This window comes from Pseudonocardia sp. SID8383 (assembly GCF_009864975.1).
GTDB classification, from domain to species: domain Bacteria; phylum Actinomycetota; class Actinomycetes; order Mycobacteriales; family Pseudonocardiaceae; genus Pseudonocardia; species Pseudonocardia alni.
Map to the genome: position 1 here is coordinate 1 of NZ_WWFY01000554.1, position 8,814 is coordinate 8,814.

The 8,814-nt window shown below is 75.1% G+C and carries 10 protein-coding genes and 1 pseudogene; 7 read left to right on the plus strand and 4 right to left on the minus strand.

Annotated elements, in window-relative coordinates; genetic code table 11:
• Positions 1–807 (plus strand): amidase family protein (locus GTW08_RS13570; RefSeq protein ID WP_255497580.1); only part of this gene is annotated, 807 nt, incomplete at its 5' end.
• A gap of 21 nt (positions 808–828) precedes the next feature.
• Here the strand turns inward: GTW08_RS13570 and hppD are convergent.
• Positions 829–2,025: a 4-hydroxyphenylpyruvate dioxygenase gene (gene hppD, locus GTW08_RS13575; protein WP_073576709.1), complete on the minus strand. Its 1,197-nt coding sequence runs from the start codon at positions 2,023–2,025 to the stop codon at positions 829–831.
• A complete protein-coding gene (locus tag GTW08_RS13580) occupies positions 2,025–3,071 on the minus strand; it encodes a Glu/Leu/Phe/Val dehydrogenase dimerization domain-containing protein (protein WP_073576710.1) in 1,047 nt (348 codons plus the stop codon). The genes hppD and GTW08_RS13580 overlap by 1 nt, the downstream gene beginning before the upstream one ends.
• Positions 3,072–3,262: 191 nt before the next feature.
• Between GTW08_RS13580 and GTW08_RS13585 the strand changes: the two genes are divergently transcribed.
• From GTW08_RS13585 to GTW08_RS13610, 6 genes are all read left to right on the plus strand, one after another.
• Positions 3,263–3,877 (plus strand): carboxymuconolactone decarboxylase family protein, encoded by a 615-nt coding sequence (locus GTW08_RS13585; RefSeq protein ID WP_083658817.1) that lies wholly within the window; start codon positions 3,263–3,265, stop codon positions 3,875–3,877.
• A 35-nt stretch (positions 3,878–3,912) separates the two neighbouring features.
• Positions 3,913–4,353, plus strand: coding sequence for a CBS domain-containing protein (locus GTW08_RS13590; protein ID WP_073576711.1), 441 nt, complete (start codon positions 3,913–3,915; stop codon positions 4,351–4,353).
• A gap of 145 nt (positions 4,354–4,498) precedes the next feature.
• Positions 4,499–5,296, plus strand: coding sequence for an aldo/keto reductase (locus GTW08_RS13595; protein WP_073576918.1), 798 nt, complete (start codon positions 4,499–4,501; stop codon positions 5,294–5,296).
• 75 nt (positions 5,297–5,371) lie between these two features.
• A complete protein-coding gene (locus GTW08_RS13600; RefSeq protein ID WP_073576712.1) occupies positions 5,372–5,575 on the plus strand; it encodes a CsbD family protein in 204 nt (67 codons plus the stop codon).
• A 127-nt stretch (positions 5,576–5,702) separates the two neighbouring features.
• Positions 5,703–6,308, plus strand: a complete 606-nt coding sequence (locus tag GTW08_RS13605; RefSeq protein WP_073576713.1) for an NAD(P)H-dependent oxidoreductase — start codon at positions 5,703–5,705, stop codon at positions 6,306–6,308.
• 59 nt (positions 6,309–6,367) lie between these two features.
• A complete protein-coding gene (locus GTW08_RS13610; RefSeq protein WP_073576714.1) occupies positions 6,368–6,679 on the plus strand; it encodes a hypothetical protein in 312 nt (103 codons plus the stop codon).
• Between the two features lie 89 nt (positions 6,680–6,768).
• Here the strand turns inward: GTW08_RS13610 and GTW08_RS13615 are convergent, their stop codons facing one another.
• A complete protein-coding gene (locus tag GTW08_RS13615) occupies positions 6,769–8,544 on the minus strand; it encodes a CocE/NonD family hydrolase (protein ID WP_073576715.1) in 1,776 nt (591 codons plus the stop codon).
• A gap of 63 nt (positions 8,545–8,607) precedes the next feature.
• Positions 8,608–8,814: pseudogene (locus GTW08_RS13620) on the minus strand (hypothetical protein); the annotation flags it as partial.

The following is an 8,814-nucleotide window of genomic DNA, read 5'->3' on the forward strand; positions in this document are numbered from 1 at the left end:
GCGCCGAACGCGACCGGCGCCCGGATGCCGATCGACCTCGTCGCCGACGGCGTGGTGTCCCGCTCGGTCCGCGACACCGCGGTGTTCCTCGGCGCCGCCGACCGCGGGCGCCGCAACCCGGCGCTGCCCCCACTGGGCCTGGTCGAGGGCCCCGCCCGGCGACGCCTGCGGGTCGGGCTGCTGCTGGAGTCCCCCACCGGCGCCGCCGTCGACGCCGACACCCGCGAGACCGTCACCGCCGTCGCCGAGCTGCTCGCCAAGCAGGGACACGAGGTGTCCGACGCCGTCACCGGGGTGGGGACCCGGTTCGTCGACGACTTCCTCGACTACTGGGGGCTGCTCGCGTTCACCGTGGTCACCGGCGGCCGGCTGCTGCACGGGCGCACCTTCGACCCGCACCGCCTCGACGGCCTGACCCACGGCCTGGCCGACCACTACCGTCGCGCGCTGGCCCGCACCCCGGTGTTCCTGCACCGCCTGCGCCGGGTCGCGGCCACCCACGCCGAGCTGTTCACCCGGCACGACGTGCTGCTCTCCCCGGTGCTCGCGCACAGCCCGCCGGAGATCGGGTGGCTCGCACCGACGGTGCCGATCGAGCAGCTCACCGCCCGGCTGCTCGACTACGTGGCGTTCACCCCGCTGGCCAACGTCGCCGGGGCGCCCGCGGTCGCGCTGCCCGCCGGGGCGACGGCCGGCGGGCTGCCGGTGGGGGTGCACCTGGAGGGCACGGTCGGCGACGAACGGACGCTGCTGGAGCTGGCGTACGCGATCGAGGCCGACCGCCCCTGGCGGCGGATCCGGGACTGACCCGGCCCGGACACGCACCGCTCAGACGTTGCCGCGCCGCTCCTGCTCCCGCTCGATCGCCTCGAACAGCGCCCTGAAGTTGCCCTTGCCGAAGCCGAGCGAGCCGTGCCGCTCGATGAGCTCGAAGAACACCGTGGGCCGGTCCCCGACCGGCTTGGTGAAGATCTGCAGCAGGTAGCCGTCCTCGTCGCGGTCGACGAGGATCCCGCGGGACGCCAGCTCGGCGATCGGCACCCGCACCGACCCGATCCGGGCCCGGAGCTCCGGGTCGGAGTAGTAGGCGTCCGGGGTGTCGAGGAACTCCACCCCGCGGGAACGCAGCACGTCGACGGTGGTGAGGATGTCGTTCGTCGCCAGCGCGAGGTGCTGGGCGCCGGGGCCGCGGTGGAAGTCCAGGTACTCGTCGATCTGGGACTTCCGACGACCGGGGCTGGGCTCGTTGAGCGGGAACTTCACCCGGTGGTTGCCCGACGCGACGACCTTGCTCATCAGCGCCGAGTAGTCGGTGGCGATGTCGTCGCCGATGAACTCGGCCATGTTCGTGAAGCCCATGATCCGGTGGTAGAAGTCCACCCAGGAGTCCATGCGCCCGTACTCGACGTTCCCGACGACGTGGTCGAGCGCCTGGAACAGCCGGCGCGGCGCGTCCGCGGGCCGGTCCACCGAGGAGCTGCGGGCGACGTGGCCGGGCAGGTACGGGCCGGTGTAGCGGGACCGGTCGACCAGGGTGTGCCGGGTGTCGCCGTAGGTGGCGATCGCGGCGGAGCGCACGGTGCCGTGCTCGTCGGCCGTGTCGTGCGGCTCGACCAGCACGGTGGCCCCCTGCGCGCGGGCGTGGGCGATGCAGCGGTCGACGTCGGGGACCTCGAGGGCGATGTCGACGATGCCGTCGCCGTGCCGGCGGTGGTGGTCGGCGACCGGGCTGTCCGGGTCGACGGCGCCGCGCAGCTCGAACCGGACCGCGCCCGAGCGCAGCACGTAGGAGTGGTGGTCGCGGTTGCCGGTCTCCGGCCCGGAGTACGCGACGAGCTCCATGCCGTAGACGACCTGGTAGAGCTGCGCGGCCTGGGTGGCGTTGCCGACCGCCCAGACCACGGCGTCCCAGCCGGTGACCGGGAACGGGTCGGCGGAGTCGTCGTGCTCGACGAGGCCGACCAGGCGTCGCAGGGCGGCGGCGTCGAGGTCGGCGAGCTTCTCGGAGTCGGTGAGGATGTCCATCAGTGCTCTCCCGTCAGTGTGCGGGCGGCCAGCTCCTGTGCCGCGGTGACCGTGGTCGTGCCGTGCGTGCGGGCGTCGGCGAAGACGCCGGTCAGGGTGTCGCCGATCGCGCGGGTCCGGTCGGCGACGGCGTCGGCGCTCCAGCCGAGGACCTCGCGGCCGACCAGGTGGATGGCGCCGCCGGCGTTGGCGACGAAGTCCGGGGCGTGGACGATGCCGCGCCGGCGCAGGACCTCGGCCGCGTACGGGTCGGCGAGCAGGTTGTTCGCCGCGCCTGCGACGACCGCGGTGGGGAGGGTCTCGGCGACCTCGGCGGTGATCAGACCGCCGGTGGCGCACGGCACCAGCACGTCGCACTCGCGGGTGGTCACCGCGCCGGTGCCGACCACCTCGGCGCCCAGCTCGTCGGCGACCGCGGCGCAGCGGGCCGGGTCGACGTCGGTGACGATCAGCTTGGCCCCGGCGTCGGCGGCGAGCCGGGCGACGTCGGCGCCGACGGCGCCGAGCCCCTGGACCAGCACCCGCAGCCCGTCGATGCCGTCGAACCCGGCCTCCGCGACTCCCGCGCGGATCGCGGCGAACACCCCGAGGGCGGTCATCGGTCCGGACGAGCCGGGCCCGCCCGCCGCGACCGACCGGCCGAACACGTGCGGGGTCAGGCCGGCCAGCACGTCCATGTCGGCCGAGCAGGTCCCGACGTCCGGGCCGGTGGTGTAGTTCCCGCCGAGCAGCTCCAGGTTGGCCGCGTGGATCTCGAGGATGCGGCGCCAGGTCGCCTCGCCGAGCTCGGCGCGCGGCGCCGGGAGCGCGATCACCGACTTGCCGCCGCCCATCGGCAGGCCGGCGACGGCCATCTTCAGCGTCATCGCCCCGGCGAGGCGGCGGGCGTCGGCGACGGCGTCGCCGGGCGAGGGGTAGACCATCGCGCGGGTCCCGCCCGACGCCGGGCCGAGACGGGTCGAGTGCACCCCGATCACGAACCACGCGCCCGTCCCCCGGTCGTACCGGACCGAGGTCAGTTCGCCGTCCCACTCGGGCAGAGCCATCCCGCGCCTCCATCGCCTCTCGCTGGTGTGCAGGGAGGACACCGTCGATCCCGGTATCTGCGCAACCGGCCCATCACGAGCTGCACAGCGGCGGCAGGTCACCCGGTCGCGGTGCCGGTCCACCTGGACGGATCGTCCAGGAGATCGGCGTCACTCCCGGGGCCCGCCGCCGGCGTCCGTAACCTGGACCGGTGACGACCAGCGACGCCACGACGCCCGCCGACCTGCGCGGCAGGCCGCGACCGCCGGTCCACCCGCGGACCGCGCCGTCGGACCCGGCCGGGCTGGACCCCGAGCGCGCCGCGCTGCACGCCCGCATCGCGACCGGCCCGCGCGGAGCGCAGGCCCGGGTCCCGCTGGTCGACGGCGCCGGCCGCCTACTCGGCCCGTTCACGACGATGCTGTTCTCCCCGCGCATCGGCGACGCCGTGCAGCAGGTCGGCGCGGCCCTGCGCACCGACGACGACCTCCCGCCCCGGCTGCGCGAGCTGGCCGTTCTCGCCGTCGCCGTGCACCACGGGTCGGCCTTCGAGTGGTCCGCGCACGAGGGCCTCGCCCGCGACACCGGACTGTCCGGGGCGCAGCTGCAGGCCCTGCTCGACGGCGGCGTCCCCGACGGCCTCGACGAGGCCGAGCGGGTCGCGCTGACCACCGTGCGGGCCCTGCTCACCCGGCACGACCTGGGCGACGACGCCTTCGCCACCGCGCTGCGGGTGCTGGGACGGGACACCCTCGCGGCGCTGGTGTGGCTGACCGGGTACTACTCGATGCTGGCCACGGCGCTCGCCGTGTTCCGGCCGGAGTGAGGCCGGGTAACCCGCGCGGAGAGGGGAGGGACGCGATGAGCACCGCACCGAGCACCGCACCGGACGGGGTGCGCGTGGCCGCGGCCATGCACACCTTCCCCAAGACCTGTGGACCGGCGACGACCGTCGCGCAGGCGTGGGCGGCATTCGAGCGACCCAAGGTGCACTCGCTGCTGGTCCTCGACGCGGGACGGCTGCTCGCGGTGGTCGACCGGGCCGACCTGACCGGGGCCGGACCGGACGAGCCCGCCGCGCCCCTCGGGACGCTCGGCGGACGGGTGGCCCACGCCGGCGACGACCTGGCGTCGACCTGGGCGGCGATGGCCGACGCCGGGCGGCGGCGGGTCGCCGTCGTCGACGACGCCGGCCGGCTGCTCGGGCTGCTCTGCCTCAAGCGGCACGGTCGCGGGTTCTGCTCCGACGCGGGCATCCAGGCCCGGATCGACGAGCGCGCGGCGGCCCCGGACGGGCCGTGAGGCGGCCCACCGCGGGGAACACCGGCGCCGGGCCGGACGCTGGACGGGGTGACCACCTCCGACGCCGCCGTCGCCATCCGCAGTCGAGAGGACCCTCCCGGTGACCCACACCGACGACACCGTGCTCCTGGACGGGGGCGTCGCCATGCCCCGTCTCGGGTTCGGTGTGTCCGAGTCCCGCGACGCCCACGCCGCCGTCGCCGAGGCGCTCGCGCAGGGCTACCGCAGCATCGACACCGCCGCCGTCTACGAGAACGAGACCGGCGTCGGCGCCGCGCTGGCCGGTTCCGGCCTGCCCCGCTCCGAGCTGTTCGTGACCACCAAGGTCTGGAACGTCGACGGCGACCGCCCCGACGCGCTGGGCGCGGCACGGCGCAGCCTGGACCGGCTGGGGCTCGACCACGTCGACCTGCTGCTCGTGCACTGGCCCAACGACGACCTCGGGCACTGCCTGTCGACCTGGGAGGCGATGGAGCAGCTGCTGGCCGAGGGCCGCACCCGCGCGGTCGGGGTGTCGAACTTCCGACCGTCGCACCTGCGCAGGCTCCGCTCGCTCGGCGGTCGGCTCCCGGCGCTCAACCAGGTCGAGCTGCACCCGCACCACCAGCAGCCGGAGCTGCGCGCGGTGCACGCCGCGCTGGGCATCGTCACCGGCGCCTGGAGCCCGCTGGGCCGCGGCGCGGTCCTCGGCGAGCCGGTCCTGGCCCGGATCGCCGACCGGCACGGCGTCACCCCCGCCCAGGTGGTCCTGCGCTGGCACCTGCAGCAGGGCACCGTCGCCGTTCCGAAGTCCGACGACGCGGGGCGCATCGCCGCCAACCGCGATCTCGCCGGGTTCACCCTCGACGGGGCCGACCTCGACGCCGTCGCCGCGCTGCACCGGACCGACGGACGGGGCCGGATCGGCCCGGTGCCCGACCGGGTGGACCGCATCGCGTCCTGAGTGACGTGTGTCACGTCCGCGTGAGGACGGCGGGGCGAACATCCTCGAACGACCAGTCCATCGAGGAGGCAGTCGATGTCGTTCACCGACAAGGTCAAGAACAAGGCCGAGAACGCCGTGGGCGTCGCCAAGGAGAAGGCCGGCGCGGCCACCGGCGACCGGGAGCTCCAGGCCGAGGGCAAGGCCGAGCAGTCGAAGGCGTCGCTGAAGGACGCCGGCGAGAAGCTGAAGGACGCCGCGGGCAACGTGAAGGACGCGTTCGGCGGTTCGAAGGACTGAGTCCGCCGACGGCGTGACGGGGGTGACCGGGACGCATGCCGGTCGCCCCCACCGGGAACGCGACGGAGGTACCGAGCCGGGTCCAGTGCCGTACCGGGCTCCTCCCCTCACATGTACCGGAGGAACCATGAGCACCGTCAAGCTCGCCGTCGTCTACTACTCCGCCACCGGCACCGTCGACGCGATGGCCCACCGGGCCGCGCAGGCCGGCGAGAAGGCGGGCGCCGAGGTGCGCCTGCGCCGCGTCGCCCGCGAGGCGACCACCGGTGAGCGCGAGGCCACCGACGCGCAGGCCGCGCACGCCGAGGCCGCCCCCGAGGTCACCGCCGCGACCGCCGACGACATCGTGTGGGCCGACGCCGTCCTGTTCGGCTCGCCCACCCGCTACGGCAACATCGCGGGCCAGCTCAAGACCTTCATCGACTCGCTCGGCCCGCAGTGGGGCCAGGGCCTGCTCGCCGACAAGGTCTACGCCGGGTTCACCGCCAGCCAGACCCTGCACGGCGGCCAGGAGTCCACGCTGCTCGCGCTGTACAACACGATCCACCACTTCGGCGGGATCGTCGTCGCGCCCGGGTACACCGACCCGACCAAGTTCGTCGACGGCAACCCCTACGGCGCCTCGCACGTGACCGGGGCGGACAACGACGCCCCGCTCGGCGACGCCGACAACGCGGCTCTCGACCACCTCGCCACCCGCGTGGTCACCGTCGCCGGGAAGCTCGCGGGCTGACCGCGGTCGCGGCGGCACGGACCCGGCCATCGCACGCCCGCACGGGTTAGCCTCGTCGGATGTACTTCCGGATCACCCCCGGCGGGGTCGAGCTCGTCGATCCGGGCGACGTGCGCGCGTTCCACGTCGTCGTCACCGAGGGAGCGACCGAGGGGGAGCTCGCCGACACCGTGCGCCGCACCGGGCTCGGCGAGCTCTCCGACGACGGCGAGCACGTCCTGGTCCGGGTGGACGCCGTCCGCAGGCTCGCCGCCGGTCGGGTCGGCCCGGGCTGGGAGGACGACCTGGCCGGGATGCTCGGGTACGCCCGGAGCAAGGGCTGGCTCTCCGACGACGGCACGGCGGTGCGCGCACACGTCGAACGCGCCTGAGACACACGGGCACCGCTACCGGCCGTCCGGTGACGCGGCCGCGACCCGCCGCCCGGGTCGGCCCGCGTCACCGGATGACCGGGGCACCGTCAGCGCTGTGGCAGGGTCACCGACGACGGCGTGCCCGGCCCGGACAGCACCTCCATCCGCGCACCGTCGGCACCGGGAACGGGGCCGGTGGCCCGGGGGTCGTGGCCGGTGACCGTGACCTGGACCCGGTGCCCCGCCGGCACGCGGTAGGAGGTCGGCAGCATCGCGAAGTGCAGCCGCACGGCCTCCCCCGGCTCCACCGGGGCGGCGTCGGCGGCGTACGCGCGGTGCCACGGCACACCGTCGGGCAGCGCGTAGGCGGGCGGGTGCTCGGCGCGCAGGGACATCCGCTGCCGGCCCTCGGTGATCACCGTCGTGCGCCCGTCCGGGCCGATCTCCTCCAGGTAGGCGAACACGTCGCCGTCGGCCCGGTCGGTGCGCACGGTGAGGTCGGCGACCGGCGCGCCGGTGAACACCGTGTCGCGGTCCAGCACCGGCCCGGTCCAGCTCGTCCCGCTCCCGGGGACGTGGCAGGGCTGGATGGTCGCCCCGGAACCGGGATCGGTGGGGCACTCGACGGTCGTGTCGACCGTGACGCCCCGGACGCCGTGCGCCGCGGAGCCGAGGACACCGTCCCCGCCGAGGGCGGCGGGCCGTGCGGTGATCCCGGCGGGCGGCCAGCTCGGCGCGGACTCCCACTCCAGGCCGGTCGCGTCGGCGGTGTCCGACGAGGGGGTGGCCCAGTGCACCGGCGGCTCGTCGGCGATGCCGGTGTCGATGCCCTTGAGATGCTGGTCGAAGAACCGGTGGGCCTGTTCGACCAGCGCGAACCCGGCGTTCTCGCAGTGCTTCCAGGGGCCGATCAGCAACCGCGAGCCGGGCACGTTCAGCAGCGCGGCGACACCCTGGCCGCGCAGCTCGTCGCGCCACCCGCCGATGACGTAGACCGGCACGCCGGTGGAGCGGATCTCGTCGTCATAGGTGCCGACGCTGCCCTCGGACCAGAAGCGCGACTGCGTGGCCGCGGTCCAGCTGTCCCGGTACGGCATGCCGCGCCACATGTCGGCGAGCGGTACGGCCTTCTGGTGCTCGACCGCCGCCTCGCGCAGCAGCACCTTGTCCTCGTCCCCGTCGACCGGCGCGTTCGCCAGGTCCTGCTCGACGGTGCGCGACGGGCCGAAGCCCCACTGCGCGGAGATGCCACCGACCCGCCAGGCGTCGTACTTGTCCCAGGAGAAGCACCCCGCGAGCACCGCACGCAGGTGCGGCGGGCGCACGGTCAGGGCGTGCATCGCGGCGTCGCCGGTGTTGGAGCAGCCGTAGACCCCGACGTTGCCGTCCGACCAGGGCTGCGCCGCCAGCCACTCGGTGATCTCGTAGGCGTCGCCGGCCTCCAGCCGGTCGTTGTAGCCGCGGCGCACCCCGAAGGACTGGCCGTTGCCGCGCCGGGCGACCTGGGCGACGACGTAGCCGTGCCCGGTGAGCGAGGGCATCGTCTGGATCCCGCCCGTCGCGGGGCCCGCACCGTCCTCCGGCTTGCGCTCGGTCGACAGGCTGTGCTGCCACAGCACCGGGAACGGTCCCGGCGCCGGGCGGCCGTCCACCGCGGGCCGGTCGAGCCGGACGGCGAGCCGGGTCCCGTCGCGCATCGGCAGGAGGAAGGACTCACTGACCTGCTCGGTGAATCCGGGGTCCGGGCGGTAGGAGCCGAGCGAGGACGCCGTGGCATTGCCGCCCGGCCGCGGGACGACGAGCACCGCGAGGGCGACGGCGGCCACCAGGCCGAGAGCGACGAGTACGGACACGAGCAGGGTGCGGCGGGATCGTCCGGGCATGACGGGCCTCCGTGCAGCGGTCGGTGGTGCAACGGGTGGTGGGTGCGGCGTACGCGGTGCGGCTCAGGGGTCGGGCGCGGCCTCGCCGAGCGGGGTCTCGCGGATCCCGGCCACGGCGGCCAGGGCCAGCACCGCGACCGGCAGGGTCGCCAGCACGACCAGCTGGAGCCCGTGGGTGTAGGACGCGCGGACGGCCTCGGCCAGCGGCGCGGGAAGGGCGGCGACCTCGGCGGGCGTACCGAGCAGCCGGCGGACCGCGTCGTCCCCGGT

What these genes read in the sequence shown, in the direction of transcription:
- hppD (WP_073576709.1), bottom strand. Translation starts at nt 2,025, where the DNA reads ATGGACATCCTCACCGACTCCGAGAAGCTCGCCGACCTCGACGCCGCC.
- GTW08_RS13580 (WP_073576710.1), bottom strand. Translation starts at nt 3,071, where the DNA reads ATGGCTCTGCCCGAGTGGGACGGCGAACTGACCTCGGTCCGGTACGAC.
- GTW08_RS13590 (WP_073576711.1), top strand. Translation starts at nt 3,913, where the DNA reads ATGAGCACCGCACCGAGCACCGCACCGGACGGGGTGCGCGTGGCCGCG.
- GTW08_RS13595 (WP_073576918.1), top strand. Translation starts at nt 4,499, where the DNA reads ATGCCCCGTCTCGGGTTCGGTGTGTCCGAGTCCCGCGACGCCCACGCC.
- GTW08_RS13600 (WP_073576712.1), top strand. Translation starts at nt 5,372, where the DNA reads ATGTCGTTCACCGACAAGGTCAAGAACAAGGCCGAGAACGCCGTGGGC.
- GTW08_RS13605 (WP_073576713.1), top strand. Translation starts at nt 5,703, where the DNA reads ATGAGCACCGTCAAGCTCGCCGTCGTCTACTACTCCGCCACCGGCACC.
- GTW08_RS13610 (WP_073576714.1), top strand. Translation starts at nt 6,368, where the DNA reads ATGTACTTCCGGATCACCCCCGGCGGGGTCGAGCTCGTCGATCCGGGC.
- GTW08_RS13615 (WP_073576715.1), bottom strand. Translation starts at nt 8,544, where the DNA reads ATGCCCGGACGATCCCGCCGCACCCTGCTCGTGTCCGTACTCGTCGCT.